The sequence below is a fragment of the Pseudomonas sp. S3_A09 genome, assembly GCF_054668065.1.
This window is the reverse complement of the sequence record NZ_CP162752.1, coordinates 4556219-4580295: the sequence shown is the minus strand read 5'-3', so window position 1 is coordinate 4580295 and position 24077 is coordinate 4556219. Positions and strand designations below refer to the sequence as shown.

The 24077-nt window shown below is 60.6% G+C and carries 19 protein-coding genes and 4 tRNA genes; 7 read left to right on the top strand and 16 right to left on the bottom strand.

The genetic code is table 11. The features are described 5' to 3' along the window. Positions 1-84: 84 nt before the first annotated feature. Positions 85-816 (bottom strand): FKBP-type peptidyl-prolyl cis-trans isomerase, encoded by a 732-nt coding sequence (locus AB4N92_RS21395; RefSeq protein ID WP_236267019.1) that lies wholly within the window; start codon positions 814-816, stop codon positions 85-87. A 258-nt stretch (positions 817-1074) separates the two neighbouring features. On the opposite strand from AB4N92_RS21395, the gene AB4N92_RS21390 reads away from it, so the two are divergent. Further along, positions 1075-2883, top strand: coding sequence for a di-heme-cytochrome C peroxidase (locus AB4N92_RS21390; RefSeq protein ID WP_460128123.1), 1809 nt, complete (start codon positions 1075-1077; stop codon positions 2881-2883). Then, entirely contained in the window at positions 2880-4046 is a 1167-nt protein-coding gene (locus AB4N92_RS21385) for a catalase family protein (protein ID WP_044286921.1), read from the top strand. Before AB4N92_RS21390 ends, AB4N92_RS21385 begins: the two co-directional genes overlap by 4 nt. Before the next feature lie 236 nt (positions 4047-4282). Here AB4N92_RS21385 and AB4N92_RS21380 read toward each other — a convergent pair whose 3' ends face one another. The 7 genes from AB4N92_RS21380 to AB4N92_RS21350 all read right to left on the bottom strand — a co-directional run bounded on the left by AB4N92_RS21380 (position 4283) and on the right by AB4N92_RS21350 (position 9968). Beyond that, positions 4283-5218, bottom strand: coding sequence for a LysR substrate-binding domain-containing protein (locus tag AB4N92_RS21380; RefSeq protein ID WP_021492112.1), 936 nt, complete (start codon positions 5216-5218; stop codon positions 4283-4285). A gap of 83 nt (positions 5219-5301) precedes the next feature. Beyond that, positions 5302-7311, bottom strand: a complete 2010-nt coding sequence (locus AB4N92_RS21375; protein ID WP_021492113.1) for a CocE/NonD family hydrolase — start codon at positions 7309-7311, stop codon at positions 5302-5304. Between the two features lie 27 nt (positions 7312-7338). Further along, the gene (locus tag AB4N92_RS21370; protein ID WP_010211631.1) at positions 7339-8922 is read right to left on the bottom strand and encodes a BCCT family transporter; all 1584 of its coding nucleotides are present in this window, start codon (positions 8920-8922) and stop codon (positions 7339-7341) included. Positions 8923-9227: 305 nt separating this feature from the next. Then, positions 9228-9304 (bottom strand) — tRNA-Asp (locus AB4N92_RS21365). A gap of 19 nt (positions 9305-9323) precedes the next feature. Continuing rightward, a tRNA-Val gene (locus AB4N92_RS21360) sits at positions 9324-9399 on the bottom strand. 397 nt (positions 9400-9796) lie between these two features. Beyond that, a tRNA-Asp gene (locus AB4N92_RS21355) sits at positions 9797-9873 on the bottom strand. Between the two features lie 19 nt (positions 9874-9892). After that, a tRNA-Val gene (locus AB4N92_RS21350) sits at positions 9893-9968 on the bottom strand. A 159-nt stretch (positions 9969-10127) separates the two neighbouring features. Between AB4N92_RS21350 and rdgC the strand changes: the two genes are divergently transcribed. From rdgC to sugE, 3 genes are all read left to right on the top strand, one after another. Beyond that, a complete protein-coding gene (rdgC, locus tag AB4N92_RS21345) occupies positions 10128-11048 on the top strand; it encodes a recombination-associated protein RdgC (RefSeq protein ID WP_010211632.1) in 921 nt (306 codons plus the stop codon). Positions 11049-11220: 172 nt separating this feature from the next. Then, a complete protein-coding gene (locus AB4N92_RS21340) occupies positions 11221-12186 on the top strand; it encodes a bile acid:sodium symporter family protein (protein ID WP_044286919.1) in 966 nt (321 codons plus the stop codon). A gap of 105 nt (positions 12187-12291) precedes the next feature. Further along, the gene (gene sugE, locus AB4N92_RS21335) at positions 12292-12606 is read left to right on the top strand and encodes a quaternary ammonium compound efflux SMR transporter SugE (protein WP_010211634.1); all 315 of its coding nucleotides are present in this window, start codon (positions 12292-12294) and stop codon (positions 12604-12606) included. A 112-nt stretch (positions 12607-12718) separates the two neighbouring features. On the opposite strand, the gene AB4N92_RS21330 is transcribed toward sugE, so the two are convergent. The 4 genes from AB4N92_RS21330 to AB4N92_RS21315 all read right to left on the bottom strand — a co-directional run bounded on the left by AB4N92_RS21330 (position 12719) and on the right by AB4N92_RS21315 (position 17466). Then, positions 12719-14593 (bottom strand): MFS transporter, encoded by a 1875-nt coding sequence (locus tag AB4N92_RS21330; protein ID WP_045792354.1) that lies wholly within the window; start codon positions 14591-14593, stop codon positions 12719-12721. Positions 14594-14660: 67 nt separating this feature from the next. Then, positions 14661-15809 carry a TDT family transporter gene (locus AB4N92_RS21325; RefSeq protein WP_198730110.1) on the bottom strand — a complete coding sequence of 383 codons (1149 nt, stop codon included), beginning with the start codon at positions 15807-15809 and terminating at the stop codon, positions 14661-14663. 108 nt (positions 15810-15917) lie between these two features. Beyond that, complete coding sequence (locus AB4N92_RS21320; protein ID WP_010211643.1) at positions 15918-16229, bottom strand: cupin domain-containing protein; 312 nt, start codon at positions 16227-16229, stop codon at positions 15918-15920. A gap of 43 nt (positions 16230-16272) precedes the next feature. After that, a complete protein-coding gene (locus AB4N92_RS21315; RefSeq protein ID WP_010211645.1) occupies positions 16273-17466 on the bottom strand; it encodes an MFS transporter in 1194 nt (397 codons plus the stop codon). A gap of 91 nt (positions 17467-17557) precedes the next feature. Between AB4N92_RS21315 and AB4N92_RS21310 the strand changes: the two genes are divergently transcribed. Continuing rightward, entirely contained in the window at positions 17558-18097 is a 540-nt protein-coding gene (locus AB4N92_RS21310; RefSeq protein ID WP_021492115.1) for a TetR/AcrR family transcriptional regulator, read from the top strand. A 135-nt stretch (positions 18098-18232) separates the two neighbouring features. On the opposite strand, the gene AB4N92_RS21305 is transcribed toward AB4N92_RS21310, so the two are convergent. The 4 genes from AB4N92_RS21305 to AB4N92_RS21290 form a co-directional block, all read right to left on the bottom strand. Continuing rightward, the gene (locus AB4N92_RS21305) at positions 18233-19012 is read right to left on the bottom strand and encodes an ABC transporter permease (RefSeq protein WP_010211648.1); all 780 of its coding nucleotides are present in this window, start codon (positions 19010-19012) and stop codon (positions 18233-18235) included. Continuing rightward, positions 19009-19941 carry an ABC transporter ATP-binding protein gene (locus tag AB4N92_RS21300; protein ID WP_010211649.1) on the bottom strand — a complete coding sequence of 311 codons (933 nt, stop codon included), beginning with the start codon at positions 19939-19941 and terminating at the stop codon, positions 19009-19011. The genes AB4N92_RS21305 and AB4N92_RS21300 overlap by 4 nt, the downstream gene beginning before the upstream one ends. Before the next feature lie 134 nt (positions 19942-20075). After that, the gene (locus AB4N92_RS21295) at positions 20076-20693 is read right to left on the bottom strand and encodes a glutathione S-transferase family protein (RefSeq protein WP_010211650.1); all 618 of its coding nucleotides are present in this window, start codon (positions 20691-20693) and stop codon (positions 20076-20078) included. A gap of 57 nt (positions 20694-20750) precedes the next feature. Further along, complete coding sequence (locus AB4N92_RS21290; RefSeq protein WP_010211651.1) at positions 20751-21410, bottom strand: transglutaminase-like domain-containing protein; 660 nt, start codon at positions 21408-21410, stop codon at positions 20751-20753. A gap of 158 nt (positions 21411-21568) precedes the next feature. Here AB4N92_RS21290 and AB4N92_RS21285 point away from each other — a divergent pair, with 158 nt between their 5' ends. Then, positions 21569-24016, top strand: a complete 2448-nt coding sequence (locus AB4N92_RS21285; protein WP_205517972.1) for an acyl-CoA dehydrogenase — start codon at positions 21569-21571, stop codon at positions 24014-24016. The last annotated feature ends 61 nt before the right edge of the window (positions 24017-24077 follow it).

Here is a 24077-nt window from a genome sequence, read left to right as displayed (position 1 = left end):
CTGCGCAGCTCCCCCATTTAGAACGATGCCCCCCAGAAACAACAACGCCCCGTCTAGACGGGGCGTTGTATGTTCAGGCGCCGATTACTTCTTGGCGGCTGGTGCTGCAGGTGCTTCTGCTTTGGCTGGATCCTTGATGGCCAGCAGCTCCAGGTCGAATACCAGCACGGAGTTGGCTGGGATCGCTGGGCTTGGACTTTGTGCGCCGTAGGCCAGGTCCGAAGGGATGTACAGCTCAACCTTCTCGCCGACGTGCATCAGTTGCAGGCCTTCGACCCAACCTGGGATCACGCCGCTGACCGGCAGGTCAATCGGGCTACCGCGATCCACGGAGCTGTCAAAGGTGGTGCCGTTGGTGAGTTTACCGGTGTAGTGCACAGTCACCACGTCAGTCGGCTTAGGCTGTGCGCCATCGGCTTTCTTGACGATCTTGTACTGCAGACCGGAAGCGGTGGTGACGACGCCGTCTTTCTTGGCGTTGTCTTCGAGGAATTTCTTGCCGGCGGCTGCCGACTCTTCGCTCATCTTGGTCATGCGTTCTTCAGCACGCTTTTGCAGTGCGGCAAACGCTTCAACCAGCTCGTCGTCTTTGAGCTTCTGCTCTTTTTTGCCGACAGCATCTTCGATGCCTTGGGCTACTGCTTTGGAATCCAGGTCATCCATGCCTTCTTGGGCAAGGCTTTTGCCCATGTTCAGGCCGATGCCGTAGGAAGCTTTCTGCGCCGGGGTTTTCAGCTCTACGCTGGTCTGCGAATCACAACCCGCAAGTACCAGGCTAACCAGGGCCACCGCCGCCGCCAACCGATGCTGTTTCATGCTATTTCCTTGTTCATGCGCCAATAGGGCATTCGAATAAAGTCGCGAGCTTATCAGGCGGCCACGACCAATGGCTACCGGCATGTGAGCAGGAAACTTCTGATAAGTTCACGTGTTTAAAAGCATTTTCATTCATGATGGGGCCCCGCGAAGGATCGTGGGGCCGCCTGCTACCAGGCTCATGGCCACTTGCCGCCCTTGTGGCGTAGTGGCATAACAACGCGACACCTCGACAAGGCCGAGACAAGGATAGCCATCTTGCGCATTTTTTCCCGTGTTTTACTCCTGATATTAATAGCACTGGGCCTGATCCTGGCCGTGGTGCTTTATTACACCATCAACCCCAAGCTGCCGGACTACGTGCCCGTGGAGCAGGTGCACTACCAGGACCAATGGAGTGCCGCCGACCGCCAGACCTACTACTTCACGCCCCAGGGCACCCAGGTAAAAGGCCTGCACTACGACTGGTTCACTGCCCTGGAATTGCCGTTTTCCGAGCAGCGCTTTGCCACGCCAGCGTATTTGGCCCGCTTCGGTTTCCTGGTCGACCCCAAGCAACTGCCCACGGCGCAAAACCCCGGCAACCTGCCCGTGGGTTTCGCCCGGCACAAAAACGCCGGCAGCAACGTCGAGTACCTGGATATCACCTGCGCCGCCTGCCACACCGGCGAACTGCATTACAAAAACCAAGCCCTGCGGATCGACGGCGGTTCCGCCCAGCACGTGCTGCCCTCCAGCGTGCCGACCTTGCGCGGCGGCAGTTTCGGCCAGGCCCTGGTCGCGAGCCTGGCGGCCACCTATTACAACCCATGGAAGTTCGAACGCTTTGCCCGCCAGGTGCTGAAAGATCGCTACGACGCCGAGCACAAACAACTGCGCCAAGACTTCAAGCAGTCGCTGAACAAATTCCTCAAGGTGGCCTGGAACGATACCCACCGTGGCCTCTACCCCACTGAAGAAGGTCCCGGCCGCACGGACGCCTTTGGCCGCATTGCCAACGCCAGTTTTGGCGACGCCATTTCTCCCGACAACTATCGCGTCGCCAATGCGCCGGTGGACTACCCGCAGTTGTGGGATATCTGGACCTTCGACTGGGTGCAATGGAACGGCTCGGCCCAACAGCCCATGGCACGCAACATCGGCGAAGCGCTGGGTGTCGGCGCGACCCTGACCTTTTTCGACGACGCCGGCCAACCGCTCCAGGGCGATGCGCGCTACCCCTCCAGCGTAAGGGTGCGCGACCTCAACCTGATCGAAGAAACCCTGCAACGCCTCAAGGCCCCGACCTGGCCCGAGGATCTGTTCGGCACCATCGATAAGCCGCTCGCCGCCCAAGGCCGCGTACTGTTCGCCGAAAACTGCGCCGGCTGCCATGTGCCCACCGCCACCCAGGAAAACGGCCGTCCTGTGCAACAGCTGAAAATGCTGCCAGTGGCCTACATCGGCACCGACCCCGGCACTGCCAGCAACATCGCCGATCAGCGCTACGACCTCAGCGCCCTGCAATGGGACCTGGCGGAACTGGCCAAACTCAACGTCGAACTGCACCCCACGCCGACCGAGCCACTGGACCTGAAAAAAATGTCCGTGGCCAAGGGCCTCGCCTACGTCACCGCTTTCGTCGAAGAACATGCCTACCGCGCCGCCGGCGTGACCCCAGACGAGCGCCCGCGCCTGGACGGCTACGGCCTGCCCATTGGCGTGCGTGAACTGCGAGCTTATAAGGCGCGGCCATTGGCAGGCGTCTGGGCGACACCGCCGTTCCTGCATAACGGTTCGGTGCCGACGATCTATCAGTTGCTCTCGCCCCAGGACGAGCGCAGCACCACCTTCTATAAAGGCACCTTCAACTACGACCCGCGCCACCTCGGCTTTGAGACCGGTGCGTTCAAGAATGCCTTTCTGTTCGACACCAAAATCACCGGCAACCACAACAGCGGTCACGAATTCCGTGCCGGCAGTCGTGGCAATGGCGTGATCGGCCGTGGCCTGCTACCGCAGGAACGCTGGGCGCTGCTGGAATACCTCAAAGTACTGGGCGGCCCGCTGGAGCAACAACTGCCATGATGATTCGATCCCCCTACGACCGACCTTCCCTGCTCGCCCGCCTATGGCTGCGCATCGGCGCGTTTCTGGGCAAGACCCTGCTGTGGCTGGTGGGCCTCGGCCTGCTCGGCTGGCTGGCCGCTACCGCCTGGTACGCCTGGCAACACAGCGGCCCGGTGTCGCCGAATGAGCAGATTCCGCCGGGCGAAGCAGCGATGACGCAAGGCATTATCCAGACGGCCGTGCGCATCGTTGACCAGCACCGCGAAGGCACGCGCTACCTGCGCGATGCCCATGCCAAGGCCCATGGTTGCGTCAAGGCCGAAGTCAGCGTGTTGGCCGATCTCGACCCGGCGCTGCGCCAGGGCGTGTTCGCCGAGCCGGGCAAGACCTGGCAGGCGATGATGCGACTGTCCAACGGCAACGCCTACCCACAGTTCGACAGCATCCGGGATGCGCGGGGCATGGCACTCAAGCTGCTGGACGTGCCGGGCAAACAACTGCTGGCCGATCAACAGGCACGCACGGAACAGGACTTCGTGATGTTCAGCCACCCGAACTTCTTTGTCAGCGATGTAGCGGAGTATGCGCAGAACATCGGCGCACAAGCGGACGGCAAGAAAGTCCTGGCGTTCTTCCCCAAGGCAGACCCGCGGACCTGGCAGGTGCGCCACCTGTTTATCGCCCTGGCGACCCTGGCCCCCGCACCGGCCAGCCCGACGCAAACGACGTACTTTTCGGTCTCGCCCTACAAGTTCGGGGCGGCCAACGCCAAGTTCCGCGTCGCGCCCGACCCGCTCAGCTGCCCGGAATATCAACTGCCCAAGCAAAACCAGGACTTGCCGAACTTCCTGCGCAGCGCCTTGAGCCAGCAGTTGTCCACCGACCGCATACCTGCGTGTTTCGTGCTGCAGATCCAGCGGCAGAACCCGCAGACCTTCATGCCCATCGAAGACACCAGCATCGAATGGAAGGAGAGCGATGCGCCCTATGAAACGGTGGCCAAGGTGCGCATCCCGGCGCAGGATTTCGATACACCCGAGCAGAACCTGGCGTGCGACAACCAATCGTTCAACCCCTGGTTTGGTGTAGCGGAACACCGCCCTATCGGCGGTATCAACCGCTTGCGCAAAGCGGTGTACGAAGCGGTCAGCGATTACCGCCACAGCCGCAACGCCCCGTAAAGAATGCATAACATCAGGCCCGACGGCGTAAGGATTGCGTCGGGTCTATTGAGCCCTTATCACCCCTGCCTCTACCGTGAGCACCTACCCCATCACCCGTAGGAAGTCACCGTGGAAAGCTCAACCCTCGGCATGATCGTACTCACCCTGATCGCCGTGTTCGGCACCGCTTCTTTTTGCTTCGAACACCTGGCGACGCGCCAGACCAAAAGAAAAATACCGGCCAGCACTGACACTCAGTCAGCGAGTCCAGCCTCTGCGGTACGTGCCTGCAACCATTGACGAAAACTGCGCACCGCCGCGGGCGGATTGCGATGATGCGGCTGCATCAGGTGCAGGCGGCCGCGACTGTGCATGCTGTGGGGCAAGGCTATTTGCAGGCGTCCGGACTCAAGGTCAGTCTCCAGCAAGCGCTTCCACCCCAAGGCGACGCCGTGCCCCATCACCGCCGATTGCATCAACAATTGATAGCTGTTGGTGCGCAACGCATGGCGCGGAGAGTAGTAGTCGGCACCGGCGTCGGCGAACCAGTCGGCCCAGGTCAGCCAATCGTGGTGGTGGTCCTCGACGATCAGCAAGGTGTGAGCGTGCAACAAGTGGTGCAGGTCGCGAATTGGGCCGTGGCGCTCAAGGTAGCCGGGACTGCACACGGTGATGACCTGCTCGCTGTCGAACACCGGTGACAGCTCAAGGCCGTGGGGCGCGGCCAGTTCATCCAAGTGATAGAACAAACCAAGGTCATATTCGCTGACATCCAAGTGGCTGGGGCTTTCGCTGCACAGGATGCGGATATCCAGGTCCGGATGGTCGCGCTGGAACTGCGGCAACAGGCCGGCAAGCCAGATAGAACTGATGGTGGGCGTGCTGGCCAGGGTCAACTGGCGATCGGCACCACGCCTGCGCAACTCGGCGGACTCGCGATCAAGCTCACGCAACAGGCGTTGGACGGTACGGAAGTAACGTACCCCGGCAGGGGTCAGGCTCAAGCCTTGGGCCAGCCGATAAAACAGCGGACGGGCCAAGTCTTCTTCGAGGCGTTTGACCTGGCGGCTAACCGCGCTTTGGGTCAGATTCAGTTCATGGGCCGCCTGGGTAAAGCTCAAATGGCGTGCGGCCGCTTCGAACGTCTGCAGGCAGTTGAGGGGCGGAAGATCGACATTTCGGCGCGACATGAGCAAGTCCATTGGCAATGACGGGCCCAGGTTACCCCAGGCCCGCAGAGATCACGTTGACAGGCATCCTGCCACTTGCCTGCTTACAGTGCGACCCTGGCCACGCGCTTACTCCATTGTCGACGATGTTCCAGTTGGCCATTTTCCCAGGCGGTCTGCTCCGCTTCGATGTAGAACCACTCGGCATCGGCGTGCACGCTCAGGTGGCTTTCCACCTCCACGGCCCACTGGTCGCGGCCGACACAGTAGTGCCATTCGATGTCGGCCCGCGTCGACAGCGGATCCCAGGGCAAGGTGCGGTATTGCTCGGTGCAACGCTGGTCCACTGACAAGCCATGGTCGGTAAAACGCACCGAACCCAGGTCGTCTTCAATTTTCACACAGACTTCGCCACTGCCCACGTCTTCGATCAGTGTGCGTTTCGGCGCGGCACCGCGTAAGACTTCCATCGCTACCGGTGTAGCCGACTGCGGCGCTTCGAACGGGCACTCCACCGCCTCGCCGGTAAACACCGGCAGTTGCAGGCTTTGCAGGCCTGGTAGCAACGTCAAAGTGGTCAGCTCGCGGCTCGGCCACAGCAACGGGAAACTCGCCGTGCTGAGCGCCAGGCGCAAACGGTAGCCGGCAGGCAGGCGCATGCCGATGTGGTCGAGGTTCAACTGCACATCCATCGGTTGACCTGGGACGACAGGCGTTACCTGGGAAAAGTCCTCACGCAGTGTGAGATTAAGCACGCCGTAGCTGACTTGCGTGACCTGCCCATCCGGCGCTATCGCATTCAGCCTGGCGACCAATTGACCACAGGATGTGTCACTTGCCAGACGCAACTTAAGCCGTGCATCGCCGAGCAACGACAGCGGCTCGGTCAGCGGCTGCGAGTCGAAGCACAGCGACTGGGCGTCATCGCGACGTTGATCCGTCGGGCCATCGGGGCCAAACCAGATAGCGCAGTACTCGCCCTGGTGCAGGCCGGTGGTCAGCGGCGAACAAATGCTGCGCGGCGCCGCCAAAGGTTGTGCACCCGTACTCAGGCCATGTTCACCCAGGCTGAAATCCGTCCATTGCACTTGCGAGTCGGGCCAGCCCGCCGTCTGCACCCAGATCCCCGGCCGCTCGGCATAACTGCCCTTCGGCGGCAGAATATCCTGTAAGTAAAAGGTGCAGGATGCGTCATCCATCACCCCGTTATCGATGCCCTTGAGCCAGTGATCCCACCAGCGCTTGGCTTCTTGCAGGAAGCCGATGGCCGGGTTGGGCACGGCAAAATGCGGGTACTTGTGAATCCACGGTCCGATCATGGCCTTCTTCGGGCCGGGCAGGTTTTGCATCAGGCGCGAAACAGTGTTGCGATAGGCATCGCCCCAGCCGCCCACCGCATACACGGCCGCCTTGATCTTCGCGTAGTCCTCGCACACCGAGCCGTGGCGCCAGTAGTCATCGCGGGTCTGGTGTTGCAGCCAGGTTTCGGCGAGCAGCGGCATGGCGTCCAGGCGTTGGTGCCAGAGGTCTTTCCAGTCGTCGCCGACCAGCAAGGGATCAGGCACCGCTGCGCTGAAGTTGAGCATGGTGGCGGCCCAGCCGAAGTTTTCCATCAACAGGTTGCCGCCCTTGTAGTGGATGTCGTCGGCATAACGGTCATCGGTGGAGCACAAGGTGATGATCGCCTTCAATGCCTCGGGCTGGCGCGCCGCGACTTGCAGGCCATTGAAGCCGCCCCAGGAGATGCCCATCATGCCGACATTGCCGTCGCACCAGGGTTGCCGGCACAGCCAGTCGATCACTTCAAGGGCGTCTTCCTGTTCCTGCAGCAGGTACTCATCGGCCATCAAGCCTTGGGACTCACCGTTGCCGCGCATATCCACCCGCACACACACATAGCCCTGCCCCGCCATCCACGGGTGGGTCAGCGCATCGCGCACGGCGGTGCCGTCGCGCTTGCGGTACGGCAGGTATTCCAGGATCGCCGGAAAGGTCTGCAGGCCGGCGACTTCCGGCAACCAGATGCGTGCGGCCAGCTGGGTGCCGTCCTTCAAGGGGATCAGGCAGTGCTCGATTTCGCGCACGGTGTAAGCAAATTCAGTGACGATTTCCATCAGTAACTCCAACAGCGGTTCAATCGATCAGCGGGCGAAATCCGGCGCCGGGCTGGCGCTGTGCAGTTCCGTTGCGGGGGTCCGCTGATGGCGTTTCACATCCAGCAATGCGGGATTTTTCAACCAGAAGATCAGTGAGGTGCTGGCCAGCAACACCAGGAGCATCCCCGGCAGACCGCCGAGGTTGGAGAGCATCTTCACCCCGTCGATGCCGACGAATGAGACCATCACCCACGATACCGAGCCGATGATCACGCCCCAGACGATCTTCAACGCTGGGTTGCCATCCAGGTCGGAATCGGCGGTCACGCCTTTGCTGCACAGGTTGGCGATCACATCGGTGCTGGAGTCGGCGGCGGTGACAAAGGAGATGAACGCCACGAACAGCAGGAACGCGATCATCAGACCGCTGGCCGGCAACTGCTGGAACATCTGGTACAGCACGTGTTCCACGCCCTGCTCGTTCAGCACACGGTTGAGGCTGCCGTCGCCCAGCGCATCGAAGTACAGACTGGTGCCGGAAAAGATGCAGATCCACACCGCCGTGAACAACGCCGGGTAGAGCATGTTGATGTGGATGAATTCACGCACCGTGTAGCCACGCCCGATCTTGCCGAGGAACAACGCACTGACCGGCGCCCAGGCAAACCACACCGACCAGTAGAACACCGTCCAACTGTGTGGCCAGGTGTCGCCACTGGCGGCGCCGGTGAACAGGCTGCGGCTGAAGAAGGTGTCGAGGTACACGCCGAGGGACTCGACGCCAAGGCTGAACATGTACAGGGTCGGCCCGCACAACAGCACGAACAGCCCCAGGGCGAGCATGATCCAAGTATTGAACGAGGACAGCATCACGATCCCTTTCTGCAGGCCGCTGGCGGCCGAGGCGACAAAGGTAATAACGATGATCGCGATGATGATAGCCAGGCGCAACGGTGTGGTTTCACCGCCGATGTACTGAGCCAGCCCCCCGGCCAAGGTCAGCGCGCCGGTACCCAGGGACGAGGCCATGCCGGCCACCAGGGCGAACATCGCCAGGGTGTCGATCAGCCCTGCATAGCGCTTGACCCGCGCTTCACCGAGCAACGGTTCAAGCATGGCGCCGATGGAGAAATTGCTGCGTCGGTTGTAGAACACCAACGCAAACACCAGCGAGGGCACCAGGTAGATGGCGTAGGGGGTGATGGTCCAGTGCAGGAACATCGTCGACATGGCAAAGGTCTTCGCCGCCGAACTACCCGCCTCGATCGGCAGGCTGGTGGGCGGGCCATACAGATGATAGAGCGGTTCGGCCGTGGTCCAGAACAGCACGCCCACCGCGAGGGTGGTGCACAGCGCCACCATGAACCAGCGCCATTTGCTCAGCAACGGCTGGGCGTCTTCGCCGCCGATTCGCACCTTGCCCAGCGCGGAGAAGTAGACGATCGCGGTCAGCACCACCATGGCAAACGAGCCGGCACTGAACAGCCATGAGAAGTTTTTCAGGATCAGGTTGTTGAGCTGTTTACTGACCGCAAGGAATGCATTCAGGTCGATGTAGCTGGCGATCACCGCCGCCAGCAGGATCAGGAACGTTGGCCAGAACACCAACGGACGCAGTGGATATTTCATAGAGAGCCGTTCCCCTTGCAGACTATTTTTATGTTGGAGAGCGAGCCCCCGCAGCATCCTGCTGCCGGTCACTCGCCTGGAAGTCTTCGCGTGGCTATAGATAAACGGTTAAGCGGCCGAGGGCGCAATCAACCAATGTGCATGGGGGTATTCCCCCACGTCATGGCGCACCCACACAGTTCAGGGCGAATAGGCAGTGCACAATGGCAGAGCGCGGAGAGGATAAAACGCAGACGAAAAAAAGCCCGCTCAATGAGCGGGCTTCTTGTGGTGACCTGGCGTTCAGTGTTCCAGGTTACCGAATATGGCGCAGCGGACGGGACTCGAACCCGCGACCCCCGGCGTGACAGGCCGGTATTCTAACCGACTGAACTACCGCTGCGCGTAACACTTGAAGCGAATGGTGGGTGATGACGGGATCGAACCGCCGACATTCTGCTTGTAAGGCAGACGCTCTCCCAGCTGAGCTAATCACCCTTCACTTTCGGTGTGGGCGGCATCATACACCAAAAATCCGCAATGTCTTGATTTAAATGCAATTTATTTGAAATATTTTCTCAGCCACGAGAAACCCCAGCAAAAACGGGCTTCTACGTCGTCAAATGCGAGTCTGTTGCGCTTACCCGCTGACTGGCCGCCCAATGAGATACCATTCTCGATAATGCTTGAGCCACGCCGATTCTATGGGTGAACCGCGCACCTTCAGGGTGACTACACGCGGGGATGTCTAATCGCCCAATAAAAACGCCGCCGGTCATCGGAAATGATCGGCGGTGTTTTTTGGCTTTTTGCAAACCCCAGACAGCAAAAAAGCCCGCTCATTGAGCGGGCTTCTTGTGGTGACCTGGCGTTCAGTGTTCCAGGTTACCGAATATGGCGCAGCGGACGGGACTCGAACCCGCGACCCCCGGCGTGACAGGCCGGTATTCTAACCGACTGAACTACCGCTGCGCGTAACACATGAAGCGAATGGTGGGTGATGACGGGATCGAACCGCCGACATTCTGCTTGTAAGGCAGACGCTCTCCCAGCTGAGCTAATCACCCTTCGTTTCGGTGTGGCGCGCATTCTACGGAGCGACCTTAAGTCTGGCAAGCACTTTCTGAAATCTTTTTTTTGATAGCTTCCAATGGCTTAGGCAGGGTTGGCCTGGGACGTTATCAAGAGAATAATGCCCCCCTTTGTATAAAGGAGAGACTCACCCCATGTGGTTCAAGAACCTGCTTATCTATCGCCTGACCCAAGATCTGCCTGTTGATGCCGAGGCGTTGGAAGCGGCCATGGCCACCAAACTGGCGCGCCCTTGCGCAAGCCAGGAATTGACCACTTATGGTTTCGTCGCGCCTTTTGGTAAAGGTGAAGACGCTCCCCTGGTTCACGTCAGCGGTGACTTCCTGCTGATCGCCGCGCGCAAGGAAGAACGTATCCTGCCGGGCAGCGTGGTGCGTGATGCACTCAAGGAGAAGGTCGAAGAGATCGAAGCCGAGCAGATGCGCAAGGTCTATAAAAAGGAACGCGACCAGATCAAGGATGAAATCATCCAGGCCTTCCTGCCACGCGCCTTTATCCGTCGCTCGTCGACCTTCGCCGCCATTGCGCCAAAACAGGGCCTGATCCTGGTCAACTCGGCCAGCCCGAAACGCGCCGAAGACCTGCTGTCGACCCTGCGTGAAGTGATCGGCACCCTGCCGGTTCGTCCACTCACGGTTAAAACCGCGCCAACCGCGATCATGACCGATTGGGTTACCACCCAAAAGCCGGCCGATGACTTCTTTGTCCTTGACGAATGCGAGCTGCGTGACACCCACGAAGACGGCGGCATCGTGCGCTGCAAGCGCCAGGACCTGACCGGCGAAGAGATCCAACTCCACCTGACCACCGGCAAAGTCGTGACCCAACTGTCCCTGGCCTGGCAGGACAAGCTGTCCTTCATGCTCGACGACAAGATGACCGTCAAGCGCCTGAAGTTCGAAGACCTGCTGCAGGACCAGGCGGAACAGGACGGCGGCGACGAAGCCCTGGGCCAACTGGATGCGAGTTTTACCCTGATGATGCTGACGTTTGGGGACTTCATCCCCGCGCTGGTCGAAGCACTCGGCGGTGAAGAGACCCCACAGGGCATCTAACGCCTTGTGAAGATCAAACTGTGGGAGCGGGCTTGCTCGCGAATGCGGTGGATCAGTCAACATATTCAGCGACTGACACACCGCATTCGCGAGCAAGCCCGCTCCCACATTTGATTGGGTTCCCAGGCAGACATCAGCATTACCGAACCTAACTGACAACAAGGACACCCCCATGCGCGCACTCGCCGCCTTGAGCCGCTTCGTCGGTAATACCTTCGCCTACTGGGTGTTGGTTTTCGCCGTCGTCGCCTTCTTCGAACCCAGCTGGTTCATCGGCCTGAAAAGCGCCATCGTTCCGTTGCTGGGCCTGGTGATGTTCGGCATGGGGCTGACCCTCAAGATTGATGACTTCGCCGAAGTCGCCCGCCATCCGTGGCGCGTGGCCTTGGGCGTGGTCGCGCACTTTGTCATCATGCCCGGCATGGCCTGGTTGCTGTGCCAGGCCTTCCACCTGCCGCCGGAAATCGCCGTCGGCGTGATCCTGGTCGGTTGCTGCCCGAGCGGGACTTCGTCCAACGTGATGACTTGGTTGGCCCGTGGCGACCTGGCGTTGTCGGTCGCCATCGCCGCCGTCACCACCCTCCTCGCCCCGCTCCTCACCCCGGCGCTGATCTGGCTGCTGGCGTCGGCCTGGCTGCCGGTGTCGTTCATGGAGTTGTTCTGGTCGATCCTGCAAGTGGTGCTGCTGCCGATCGTGCTCGGTGTACTGGCGCAACGCGTGCTCGGTGAGCGGGTGCGCCATGCAGTGGATGTGTTGCCGCTGGTGTCGGTGGTGAGCATTGTGATCATCGTCGCAGCGGTGGTTGCGGCGAGTCAGGCGAAGATTGCCGAGTCGGGCCTGTTGATCATGGCGGTGGTGATGTTGCACAACAGCTTCGGTTACCTGCTGGGTTACTTCACCGGCCGCGTGTTCCAGTTGCCTCTGGCACAGCGCAAGTCGCTGGCGCTCGAAGTCGGCATGCAGAACTCAGGACTGGGCGCCGCCTTGGCCAGCGCCCATTTTTCGCCATTGGCGGCGGTGCCGAGTGCACTGTTCAGCGTCTGGCACAATATTTCCGGGGCGTTGCTGTCCACCTACTTCCGCCGCATGAGCGAAAAGGAAGACCGCCGCGTGCTGGAGAACACCCCGCAAACTTGATCAGCCGAGCACTTTTCGGCACTCTACCGAGCTTCGCGGGGACGACCCCGCGACGCTTCCAGCGCCTAATCCGGGGACGACCCCACCTAACGTTAGGAGGTCATCATGTCCTGGATCATTCTGTTTTTCGCGGGTCTGTTTGAAGTCGGCTGGGCCGTCGGCCTGAAGTACACCGACGGTTTCAGCAAACCGCTGCCGACTGCGTTGACGATTGCCGCCATGGCCGTCAGCCTCGGCCTGCTGGGCCTGGCCATGAAAGAATTGCCGCTGGGCACGGCCTACGCCATCTGGACCGGCGTAGGTGCCGTGGGCACCGTGATTGCCGGGATCATCCTGTTTGGGGAGTCCATGGCGTTGTTCCGGTTGGCCAGCGTGGCGCTGATCATTTGCGGGCTCATTGGGCTCAAGATCAGCACCTGATCCATTACCGCTGTCGAACCGCCGCTCCCACACCAGACCGCGTTCGCTAGAACAACGCGGCCTGGTGTGGGAGCGGGCTTGCCTGCGAAGAGGCCAGTAACCCAGCCCACAACTACCTGACACTCCCCCGCAACACCCCCACCCGTTCCTGCAACTGCGCAGGCGTCGCGGCCTCTACCGCCACCGGCTCACCGGCCACCAACACCACCCGCGACCAGATGCGATGGAAGAAGCCCTTGTTCGGATCGCGGCTGAAGAAACTCCCCCACAACCCCTGCAACGCCATCGGAATCACCGGCACCGCCGTCTCTTCCAGAATCCGCGTCACACCACCGCGAAACTCGTTCATCTCGCCATCGGCGGTCAGCTTGCCCTCGGGAAAGATGCACACCAACTCGCCTTCCTTCAGGTACTGCGCAATGCGTGTGAAGGCCTTTTCGTAGATCTGGATATCTTCGTGACGGCCGGCAATCGGAATCGCCCCGGCGGTGCGGAAGATGAAATTCAGCACCGGCAAGCGGTAGATCTTGTAGTACATGACAAAGCGAATCGGCCGACGTACCGCGCCGCCGATCAACAGTGCATCGACAAACGACACGTGGTTGCACACCAGTAACGCCGCGCCTTCATCCGGGATCGCCTCCAGGTTGCGATGCTCCACCCGGTACATGGAATGGCTGAGCAGCCAGATCATGAAACGCATGGTGAACTCGGGAACGATCTTGAAGATGTAGGTGTTGACCGCGATGTTGAGCAGCGACACCACCAGGAACAGCTCGGGGATCGACAGCTTGGCCACGCTCAGCAACAGGATCGACACGATGGCCGAGACCACCATGAACAGTGCGTTGAGGATGTTGTTGGCCGCGATCACCCGCGCGCGCTCGTTCTCGGCGGTACGCGACTGGATCAGTGCGTACAGTGGCACGATATAGAAGCCGCCAAACACGCCCAGGCCAAGGATATCGAACAACACCCACCAGGCCTGGCCGTAGCTGAGCACGGCGAGCCAGTCGTTGGCCTGCACGTTCTGCGGGAAGCCGCCGGAGTGCCACCACAGCAGCAGGCCAAACACCGTCAGGCCGAATGAACCGAACGGCACCAGGCCGATTTCTACCTTACGCCCGGAGAGTTTTTCGCAGAGCATCGAGCCGAGCGCGATGCCCACCGAAAATACGGTGAGGATCAGCGTCACCACGGTTTCGTCACCGTACAACCATTCCTTGGCGTAGGCGGGAATTTGCGTGAGGTAGATCGCGCCTACAAACCAGAACCACGAGTTACCGACGATCGAACGCGAAACCGCGGGCGTCTGCCCCAGGCCCAAACGCAAGGTGGCCCAGGATTCGCTGAAAATGTTCCAGTTCAGACGCAACCCAGGGGTCGACGCCGCTGCCCTTGGGATACTGCGGCTGGCCAGATAGCCCAGCACCGCCACGCCGACGATCGCCACTGACACCACCGGCGCGTAATGGGTGGACGACATCATGATCCCGGCGCCAATGGTGCCGGCCAGGATCGCCAGGAACGTGCCCATCTCCACCAGGCCATTACCGCCCACCAATTCATCATCGTGCAAAGCCTGGGGCATGATCGAGTACTTCACCGGCCCGAACAGCGCCGAGTGGGTGCCCATGGCGAACAGCGCCAGCAGCATCATTTCCAAGTGGTTGGTGAGGAAGCCCGTCGCCCCCACGGCCATGATCACGATCTCGCCAATCTTGATCGCGCGAATCAAGGCGTCTTTGTTGAATTTCTCGCCAAACTGCCCGGCCAGCGCCGAGAACAGGAAGAACGGCAGGATAAACAGCAAGGCGCAGAGGTTGACCCAGATAGAGCGGTCACCGTCGATGGTGAGCTTGTAGAGAATGGCGAGGATCAGCGATTGCTTGAAGATGTTGTCATTGAACGCGCCCAGCAACTGGGTGATGAAAAACGGCAGGAAACGCCGTGTGCGCAGCAAAGTGAATTGCGAGGGGTGGCTCATCGTCCGTGTTCCTGCGTGGCCTGTTTTTTTGTAAAAGCATTCAGGCCACGACTTTACCTAATCCGGCTTACTTATTCGCTAGTCCTGCAATGCACGGCGAAACAAAAAGCTCACCTTTATAAGCACCCTGCACCGTGCGCTTGGCCACGATCAACCACATCAGCGCCAACGCGACCACCAGCACACTGCCGAATACGCTGAAGAAACCCAGGTGCAACAGGCTCGCCAGCTTCAACGTGGCCAGGGCGTAGACCCCCAACGGAAAGGTGAAGCCCCACCACCCCAGATTGAACGGAATACCAGCGCGCAGGTAACGCAGGGTGATCAATACCGCGATCAGCATCCACCACAGGCCGAAGCCCCACAGCGTAATCCCCGCGACCACGCCGAGACCGTTGGCCATCTCACCGACGCCCGGTAAACCATTGGCCGCGAAGATCGCCGGCGCATCGCCCCCCAGCAGCAACATACCCAAGGCACCGGTGCCGATGGGCCCCAACGCCAGCCAGCTCGACGCGGCCATATTGGCGTGAGGCAGCTTATGCAGGGCCATGCGCAACATCAGGATAGTGAGGATGCTGAACGCCACCGGCAGGGAAAACGCCCACAGCACGTAGCTGGTCACCAGCATCACCAGCTGTGAATGGGCGTCCGCCAAGTGCGGTGCCAGCAGCCCACCGCTGGCGGCGGCGACTTCGGCGGCCACCACGGGTAGCAGCCAGACAGCCGTCATCTGGTCGATGCTGTGTTCTTGGCGGGTGAACATCATGAACGGGATCAGCACGCCGCAGGCCAGGGCCATGGCGACATCCAGCCACCATAGCGCTTCAGCCAGGGGGATCACGTCGCTGCCCCACCGCGGCAGGCCGAACAACAGCAGGCCGTTGAGAATGGTCGCGAGCCCCATGGGGATGGTGCCGAAGAACATCGACACCGTGGAGTGCCCGAATATCCGCCGCGCCTCATCGAAAAACATCACCCAACGGGCCGCGTACAACACGCTGAACAGCACAAACAAGCCGATGGTGAAAAACCACAGCGCTTCGGCAATCGCGTGCAAGCCAGGCACATCGGCCGGCAATTGGGCCAAGGCCAGCGCCAGCACGCCGGTGCCCATGGTGGCAGCAAACCAGTTGGGGGTGAATTGGCGGATCACTTCCCGTGGACGGGTCAAGTGACTGAAGGGTTTGTAGCTGATGGTATTCGAGCAGGTCATGATGGCAATCCTCTTCCTCGCATGAGGTTGAGACCATGGTAGAACTTGATCGAATATCTATATAACGGGTAATATCTCTAACTGTTATCTACTTTACCAATATAGGGGTCAAACGCTGCCTTCGCTTTCGATCACCAGGATGCGCGCCGGGCCTTGGGGATGTGCCACGTGCTCGGTGCCGACACTGGCGTAGAAGATGTCGCCGACGGCCAGCTCCGCCACCTGCTCGAAGCCATTGTCGCGATAGTGCATCTGCACCCGGCCATCCAGCACCACAAACACTTCTTCGCCGTCATTGACGTGCCAGCGGTACGGCTGGTCGGTCCAGTGCAGGCGCGTGGTGATGCCGTTCATGTTGGCGATGTCCAGCGCCTCCCAGGCCCGGCTGCCGGTGAAGTCCTTGCTGCGGATGATCTTCATGCTTGAATCTCAGTCAGGCGATACGGAAGGCGATTATTACTCATCAGCCGCCTGTCGTCGCCCTCGCGCGCGCCGAATCCTGCCACAGCAGGCCGACCAGTGCGCCGAGGGCCAGCAGGATGAGTACCGCGCCGTAGCCGTCGGTGGTGACGATCAGACCAAAGCGGCGAATCAGATTGCCCGCCAGCAAAGACGGCAGGCAGAACGCCAGGTAACTCAGCACATAGAACGCCGACATCAAACCCGCGCGCTCATGGGGCAAGGCCAGCGGCACCACACTGCGCAGGGCACCGAGGAAGCCCGCACCAAAACCGCTGCCGGCGATCAGGGTGGCGATGAAAAACAGCAGCACGCTGGCGCTGTGCACGGCCGTGAGGATCAGTGCCACACCGACTGCCAGCAAGCCGGCCCCCAGGCGCAGCACTTTGTCGGCTGGGCGATTGCGCAGCGTGAAGATCATCAATGCGCCGCTCACGGTCAACACCGCCACCAGGCCGCCACCGATCAGGTTGGAGGTCGAACCGGTGGCGGTTCGTACCAGTGACGGCGCCAGGGACAGGTAGAACCCGCCCATCGCCCACACCGCCACATCCACCGGCAGCGACAACCACAAGGCCCGGCGCGCTTGGGGCGGTACGTGCAAGGTCGGGCGCAGCGAAGCCAGTGCGCCAGGGATACGGCTGACGCTTTCCGGCAGGCGCCATACGTAAACGGCCTGCAGCAGCATCAGCACGAACAGCGTGCAGTAGATCAACTGGGTCGGCAGCGGCGCGAACTCCACCAGCAGACTGCTGCCCATCGCACCGCAGGCCATGCCCAGCAACGGCGCTACGCTGTTGACCAGTGGACCTTGCTGGCGATCCGTGTCCAGCAGTGCCGCGCCCAGTACGGCAGTGGCCATGCCCGTAGCAAAGCCCTGCAGCGTACGTGCGGCAATCAACCAGGCCACGCTGCCTTCATTGATAAACAGCAGCATCGCCAGCATGTTCAAGATCAACGCGGTAAAAATCACCGGCTTGCGTCCCAGATGGTCCGACAGTGAGCCAACGGTCAGCAGTGCCACCAGGAGACTCAACGCATAGACGCCAAAGATCAGCGTGAGCATGCCTGCGGAAAAATGCAGGCCCTCCTGATACAGGTGATACAACGGCGTCGGCGCACTGGAGGCGGCGAGAAACGTCAGCAAGGTGATCGCGAGGAACACCAGGCTGGAACGCTGAGAAATCGGGTTGGACATACGCACGCTCCGCTAAAGCTAATATTTTGCTTTTGTGCAGTGTGCTACCAGGCCAGGCTTAAAGCAAATTCTTTGTGTTAAGGTCACAATCATGGCGATAAAAGAAGGCCTCCGCCCGGGGGGCCGTAGTGCCCGGGTACAAGAATCCGTCCATTCAGCCGTGCGTGAACTGCTGGAAGCCCATGAGCGCTCCAGCGTCACTGTGCCGATGATCGCTGCGCGCGCGGGGGTTACGCCCTCGACCATCTACCGGCGTTGGGGCGATCTTTCTGTGCTACTGGCGGATGTGGCGTTGGCGCGGATGCGCCCGGACAGCGAGCCGGCGAATACCGGCAGCCTGCGCGGTGACCTGCAGGCCTGGGCCGAGCAGTATCTGGATGAGATGAGTTCGGAGCCTGGACGGAACATGATGCGGGATGTGCAGTGCAGCCAGACGCCAGGCTATTGCGTGAGCATCCTGAGCGGGCAGTTTCAGGCGATTGTCGATCGCTATCCGGACAGCAGCCCGCCGAGCGTGGATCACCTGATCAATCTGCTGGCGGCGCCAACGGTGTTTCGTATTCTATTCTCGACCACGCCGCTGACGGTTGAAGAGCTGCATAGGCTGATCGAACTGGCACTGAAGGTCTGAAGCCCTTACACAAAACCAAATGTGGGAGCGGGCTTGCTCGCGAAGGTGGTGGATCAGTCAGTACATTCTGTAACTGACATACCGCCTTCGCGAGCAAGCCCGCTCCCACATTTTTGACCGCGTTCAGGTCAGCGCTTACGTGCGCATCCCGCGTCCGCTCACCAGTAACTTCGCGCAACCGATATACAGCACAACGGTCGCCACCAACATGAACGTGATCGCCACGCTGATCTTGATGTCCGACACCCCCAGGATGCCGTAGCGGAAGGCGTTGACCATGTGCAGCACCGGGTTGGCCAACGACACGGTCTGCCAGAACGGCGGCAGCAAGCTGATGGAGTAGAACACCCCGCCCAGGTAGGTCAGCGGCGTCAGCACGAAGGTCGGAATAATCGAAATATCATCGAAGTTGCGTGCAAACACGGCGTTGATGAAACCCAGCAGCGAGAAGATCGTCGCCGTCAGTACCACCACCAGAATGGTGACCCCGAGGTGATGCACCTGCAGGTGGGTGAAGAACAGCGACAACAGGGTGACGATCACGCCCACCATCAACCCACGCAGCACACCGCCGAGGGTGTAGCCGATCAGGATGGTATGGGGCGACACCGGCGACACCATCAGTTCTTCGATGGAGCGCTGAAACTTGCTGCCGAAGAAACTGGAGACCACGTTACCGTAGGAGTTGGTGATCACCGACATCATGATCAGGCCCGGCACGATGTACTCCATGTAAGTGAAGCCACCCATGTCGCCAATCTGGCGGCCGATCAGGTTACCGAAGATCACGAAGTACAGGACCATGGTGATCGCCGGCGGCAGCAGGGTCTGCGGCCAGATCCGGGTAAAGCGCTTCACTTCGCGATAGACGATGGTTTGCAGCGCGACGAGGTTGGGTTGCAGTTCGGAACTCATACCGCCACCTTCGCCAGATTTTTCTCCACCAGGGACACGAACAACTCCTCAAGGCGATTGGTTTTGTTACGCAGGCTCAGCACTTCGATGTTCTGGGTTGCCAACTGCGTGAACAACGCGGTGATGCCCATGGCCTTGTCCACCTGCACTTCCAGGGTGTGGCTGTCCACCAGGCGGCTCGGGTAGCCGAGCAGTTGCGGCGGCGCCGACAAGTTGTTTTTCAGGTCGAGCAAAAAGGTTTCCACATGCAACTGCCCCAGCAGGTTTCGCATGCTGGTGTTTTCGACGATGGTGCCGTGGTCGATGATGCCGATGTTGCGGCACAGCTGCTCAGCCTCTTCCAGATAGTGGGTGGTGAGGATGATGGTGATGCCCTTCTCGTTCAGCTCGGTGAGAAAAGTCCACATCGAGCGACGCAGTTCGATGTCCACGCCGGCAGTAGGCTCGTCGAGGATCAGCAGGCGCGGCTCGTGCACCAATGCGCGGGCGATCATCAGCCGGCGTTTCATGCCGCCGGACAGCGAACGCGACGGCACATCGCGCTTGTCCCACAGGCCCAGTTGGGTCAGGTACTGCTCGGCGCGTTCCTTGGCGACTTTCGCCGGGATGCCGTAGTAGCCGGCCTGGGTCACGACGATGTCGAAGGTCTTTTCGAACTGGTTGAAGTTGAATTCCTGGGGCACCACGCCGATGGAACGCTTGAGCGCCGCCGGGGATTTGTCCAGGTCATGGCCGAAGATATTCACCGTGCCGCTGGTCTTGTTGACCAGGGTCGAGAGGATACCGATGGTGGTGGATTTGCCGGCGCCATTGGGGCCGAGCAAGGCGAAGAAGTCACCTTCGGCAACGTCCAGATCGATACCACTCAGGGCCTGGAAACCGTTGCCGTAGGTTTTGGTTAGCTGCCGGATGGACAGAGCGGAACTCATATCGGATTACGCACCAAAGAAGGGAATAGAAAGAGTAGATGAGGGCGCAGCCCAGGTAGTTCAACGGCGGCGCATGACAAGCATGGTGCTTGCCCGCGCCGCACAAGTACAGTCACCTGTATTAATAGTCAGTATTAAGTCAACGCGGTCATGACCGCTTTGCGGTAAGCCGGACGCTGCTGCAGGCGCGCATACCAGGCCTCTAGATGGGGCATTGCGGGCCGTTCGATGGGCATTTCGAACCAGGCGTAGATAAAGCTGCCCAACGGGATATCGCCCATGCCGATCTCGTTGCCCGACAGATACGGCTGTGTAGCAAGCGCTTCATCAACGGTTTTGAGCACATCGATACAGGCCTGGCGACCGGCGTGGATGGTGTCCCAGTTCTGTTTTTCCGCCGGGGTGCGCAGCACGCCCCAGAATACGATCTTGAACGGTTCGGCAAAGGTCGACGTGGTCCAGTCCATCCACTTTTCCGCGTTGGCGCGGGCTTTCACGTCTGTCGGATACCAGCGGCAAGCCTGCTTGGCGCAGAGGTAGCGCACGATGGTGTTGGACTCCCACAGCACGAAGTCACCGTCTTCGATCATCGGCACCCGGCCGTTGGGGTTCAACGCCCGGTATTGCGGCGTGTCGACCACACCAAAAGCCCCGCCCGCATCAATTGCTTCATAGTCCAGGCCGAGTTCCTCGGCGCACCACAGTGCCTTCCTGACGTTTGATGAATTTTTACGACCCCAGATTTTCAGCATGACCGCGCCTTTGTTGTTGATGAACATGGCTAGATGAAGGCAGCAGCATACGCCGGTTCACACGCGGCTCAAATCGCTCTGCATGTCGCCCAGTAACGGCGGCATATCCTCGGCAAACAGATGGGGGTAACACGCTTGGATGTGGGCGAAGAAGAAGGCCTCGGGCACGTCAGGAAATTGCCCGTGGTCGACCACGTACTCCATCGATCGCTGGCCTTGGCGATTGAACGCGTGGAAGACGCTGTCGTGGAGGCCGTCGAAATCCAACGGCGGTACATCGAACACATCGCACAGTTGCTGGTTGAACGCCGGCGTGGCCTTGACCCAACGATCGTTGAGGTAAAGCTCGGTATAACCGTGCATGGCAAATACATCACTCTTGAGCAACGCGATCAGGCGTGGCGTCGACAAATGATTGCGCACATCCGCCAGGCCGATGCGCGCCGGAATGCCGCAGTGGCGGGCACAGGCGGCGAGCAAGGTGGCTTTGGGCACGCAATAGCTTTCGCCGGTGGACAGGGCGAAGCTGGCATTTAATGTGTCTGGATCGCGGCTGAAGGTATAGGGGTTATAGCGAATCGCCTCACGCACGGCGTAATAGAGGCTGACTGCCTGGTCACTAAAATCCCTACGGGTTCCACGGTGTTTTTCGGCGAACTCCACCACCGCAGGGTGGTCACTATCGATGAAGCGGCTGGGACTCAGGTAGGTATCCATGAGCTTTATCTCCGAAGGAAGCCTGGAGTCTAACCACAGGCCTGTCTTGGAGATAACGACGAATCGGCCAAATCTCGTTACACCCTGATCACCCCGCTTGTTCGGATGCCGACTAAGCTCCCTGGTGGTTTCGCCCCTGTTTTCACGGAGGATTGAATATGCTGTTGTTGTGGATACTGGTGCTGGTGGTCGGCATTGCCTACCTCGCACACCGCCGCGTCGCGCCCCTGCCCGCCCTGGGCGTGGTCGCCGTCTACCTGCTGGCGATGGGCGCCTGGAGCCATGCACCGGGTTGGCTGCTGCTGATCTTCTGGGTGTTGATCGCCTTGGTGGCCGCTCCCCTGCTGCTGCCCGACCTGCGCCGCCAATACTTCACCAAGCCACTGTTCAGCTGGTTCCAGAAAGTCCTGCCGCCGATGTCCGAGACCGAGCGCGATGCCATCGACGCCGGCACCGTCTGGTGGGACGGCGAACTGTTCAGCGGTCGCCCGGACTGGGACAAGTTGCTGGCCTACCCCAAGGCGCAACTGACCGAAGAAGAACAGGCGTTTATCGATGGCCCCACCGAAGAACTCTGTGCCATGGTCAGCGACTGGGAAATCGGCCAGGCCATGGACCTGCCGCCCGCGGCCTGGGAACACATCAAGACCCACGGTTTCTTCGCCCTGATCATTCCCAAGGAATATGGCGGCAAGGGCTTCTCCGCCTATGCCCACTCCCAGGTCGCGATGAAGCTCGCCACCCGCAGCGGTGACCTGGCATCGACCGTGATGGTGCCCAACTCTCTCGGCCCGGCCGAACTGCTGCTGCACTACGGCACCGAAGAACAGCGCAACCACTACCTGCCGCGCCTGGCCCGTGGCGATGACATCCCCTGCTTCGCGTTGACTGGCCCACTGGCCGGCTCCGACGCGGGCGCGATGCCGGACACTGGCGTGATCTGCAAAGGTGAATGGGAAGGCAAGGAAACACTCGGCCTGCGCCTGAACTGGGAAAAACGCTACATTACCCTCGGCCCGGTTGCGACCTTGCTCGGCCTGGCCTTCAAGGCCCACGACCCGGACCATCTGCTGGGTGAAGAGGAAGACTTGGGCATCAGCCTGGCGCTGATCCCCACCGACACCCCCGGCGTGGAAATCGGCCGTCGCCACCTGCCTTTGGGCGCCGCCTTCATGAACGGCCCCAACGCCGGCAAGGATGTGTTCATCCCCCTGGAATTCCTGATCGGTGGCCAGGAAATGCTCGGCAAAGGCTGGATGATGTTGATGAACTGCCTCTCGGTGGGCCGTTCGATCTCCCTGCCCGCCGTGGGTACCGGCGCGGCCAAGTTCACCAGCCTGGTGACCGGCCAATACGCCCAGGTGCGCGAGCAATTCAATGTGCCGCTGTCGGCCTTCGAGGGTATCCAGGAAGCCCTTGCGCGTATCGGCGGCAACGCCTGGCTGATGGACAGCGCACGCATGCTCACCGCCAATGCCGTCGACCTGGGGGAAAAACCCTCGGTGCTGTCGGCGATCCTCAAGTACCACCTCACCGAACGCGGCCGCGAGTGCATCAGCCACGCCATGGACGTGCACGGTGGCAAGGGCATCATCATGGGCCCGAACAACTACCTGGGCCGCAACTGGCAAGGCGCGCCGATCTTCATCACCGTAGAAGGCGCGAATATCCTGTCGCGCAACCTGATGATCTTCGGCCAGGGCGCGATCCGCTGCCATCCGTTCGTGCTCAAGGAAATGGCCCTGGCCGGTCGCGACGACCATGACCAGGCATTGAAGGAGTTCGATGGGCTGTTGATGCAACACATCGGTTTTGCCGTGAGCAACGCCGCCAGTACCTTGGTGTTGAACCTCGGGGTGGGGCATTTCGAGAAGGCGCCGGGCAATCGTTTGAGCCAGGGCTACTTCCGTGCACTCAACCGCCAGGCTGCCGCATTCGCGCTGCTGGCTGACCTGAGCATGATGCTGCTGGGTGGCGAGTTGAAGCGTCGCGAACGCTTGTCGGCACGCCTGGGTGATGTACTGAGCCATATGTACCTGGCGTCGGCCGCACTCAAGCGTTATCACGACCTGGATTCGCCGGATCACCTGGAACCGCTGTTTGCCTGGGCCATGGAAGAAAGCCTCGGCGAATCGGAACGTGCGCTGGATGAACTGCTGAGCAATTTCCCGAACAAGGTGCTGGGCTGCCTGCTGCGCGTGATCGTGTTCCCGTTCGGCCGTCGCCATACCGGGCCGTCGGATGCGCTGGATGCCGAAGTGGCTGCGGTGATCGGCCGTGCAAAGGGCGACCCGACCCTGGAAGAGTTGCTGGCCGGCTGCTACCGACCGCAATCGGCGGAAGATCCGGTAGGCGCCTTGCAACATGCCTACGACCTGCTCGGCGCCAGCCATCCGCTGCAGAAGAAACTGCACATGGCGCTCAAGAGCGGGCAGGTCAAGCCGACTGCCGGGGAACACGCCATCGACGCAGCGCTGCACGCAGGCGTGTTGCAGCCGGCCGAAGCGCACACCTTGCGTGAGGCGGAAGCGGCACGGCGCAAGGTGATCGACGTGGACGATTTCAGCAAGGAAGAGCTGACCCAGGCTGAGGGTAAAGTCCGCTGATCCCAGTGGTCATATAAATACGGGCGCGAGAGCTATATACTCTCGCGCCCGTTTTTGCTTT

Excerpts from the sequence above, each read along its gene's own strand:
- AB4N92_RS21380 (WP_021492112.1), bottom strand. The coding sequence starts at position 5,218 with ATGTCGCGCCGAAATGTCGATCTTCCGCCCCTCAACTGCCTGCAGACG.
- rdgC (WP_010211632.1), top strand. The coding sequence starts at position 10,128 with ATGTGGTTCAAGAACCTGCTTATCTATCGCCTGACCCAAGATCTGCCT.
- AB4N92_RS21285 (WP_205517972.1), top strand. The coding sequence starts at position 21,569 with ATGCTGTTGTTGTGGATACTGGTGCTGGTGGTCGGCATTGCCTACCTC.
- AB4N92_RS21340 (WP_044286919.1), top strand. The coding sequence starts at position 11,221 with ATGCGCGCACTCGCCGCCTTGAGCCGCTTCGTCGGTAATACCTTCGCC.
- AB4N92_RS21295 (WP_010211650.1), bottom strand. The coding sequence starts at position 20,693 with ATGCTGAAAATCTGGGGTCGTAAAAATTCATCAAACGTCAGGAAGGCA.
- AB4N92_RS21395 (WP_236267019.1), bottom strand. The coding sequence starts at position 816 with ATGAAACAGCATCGGTTGGCGGCGGCGGTGGCCCTGGTTAGCCTGGTA.
- AB4N92_RS21290 (WP_010211651.1), bottom strand. The coding sequence starts at position 21,410 with ATGGATACCTACCTGAGTCCCAGCCGCTTCATCGATAGTGACCACCCT.
- AB4N92_RS21300 (WP_010211649.1), bottom strand. The coding sequence starts at position 19,941 with ATGAGTTCCGCTCTGTCCATCCGGCAGCTAACCAAAACCTACGGCAAC.
- AB4N92_RS21315 (WP_010211645.1), bottom strand. The coding sequence starts at position 17,466 with ATGTCCAACCCGATTTCTCAGCGTTCCAGCCTGGTGTTCCTCGCGATC.
- AB4N92_RS21330 (WP_045792354.1), bottom strand. The coding sequence starts at position 14,593 with ATGAGCCACCCCTCGCAATTCACTTTGCTGCGCACACGGCGTTTCCTG.
- AB4N92_RS21370 (WP_010211631.1), bottom strand. The coding sequence starts at position 8,922 with ATGAAATATCCACTGCGTCCGTTGGTGTTCTGGCCAACGTTCCTGATC.
- AB4N92_RS21320 (WP_010211643.1), bottom strand. The coding sequence starts at position 16,229 with ATGAAGATCATCCGCAGCAAGGACTTCACCGGCAGCCGGGCCTGGGAG.
- AB4N92_RS21310 (WP_021492115.1), top strand. The coding sequence starts at position 17,558 with ATGGCGATAAAAGAAGGCCTCCGCCCGGGGGGCCGTAGTGCCCGGGTA.
- AB4N92_RS21325 (WP_198730110.1), bottom strand. The coding sequence starts at position 15,809 with ATGACCTGCTCGAATACCATCAGCTACAAACCCTTCAGTCACTTGACC.
- AB4N92_RS21375 (WP_021492113.1), bottom strand. The coding sequence starts at position 7,311 with ATGGAAATCGTCACTGAATTTGCTTACACCGTGCGCGAAATCGAGCAC.
- AB4N92_RS21305 (WP_010211648.1), bottom strand. The coding sequence starts at position 19,012 with ATGAGTTCCGAACTGCAACCCAACCTCGTCGCGCTGCAAACCATCGTC.
- AB4N92_RS21385 (WP_044286921.1), top strand. The coding sequence starts at position 2,880 with ATGATGATTCGATCCCCCTACGACCGACCTTCCCTGCTCGCCCGCCTA.
- sugE (WP_010211634.1), top strand. The coding sequence starts at position 12,292 with ATGTCCTGGATCATTCTGTTTTTCGCGGGTCTGTTTGAAGTCGGCTGG.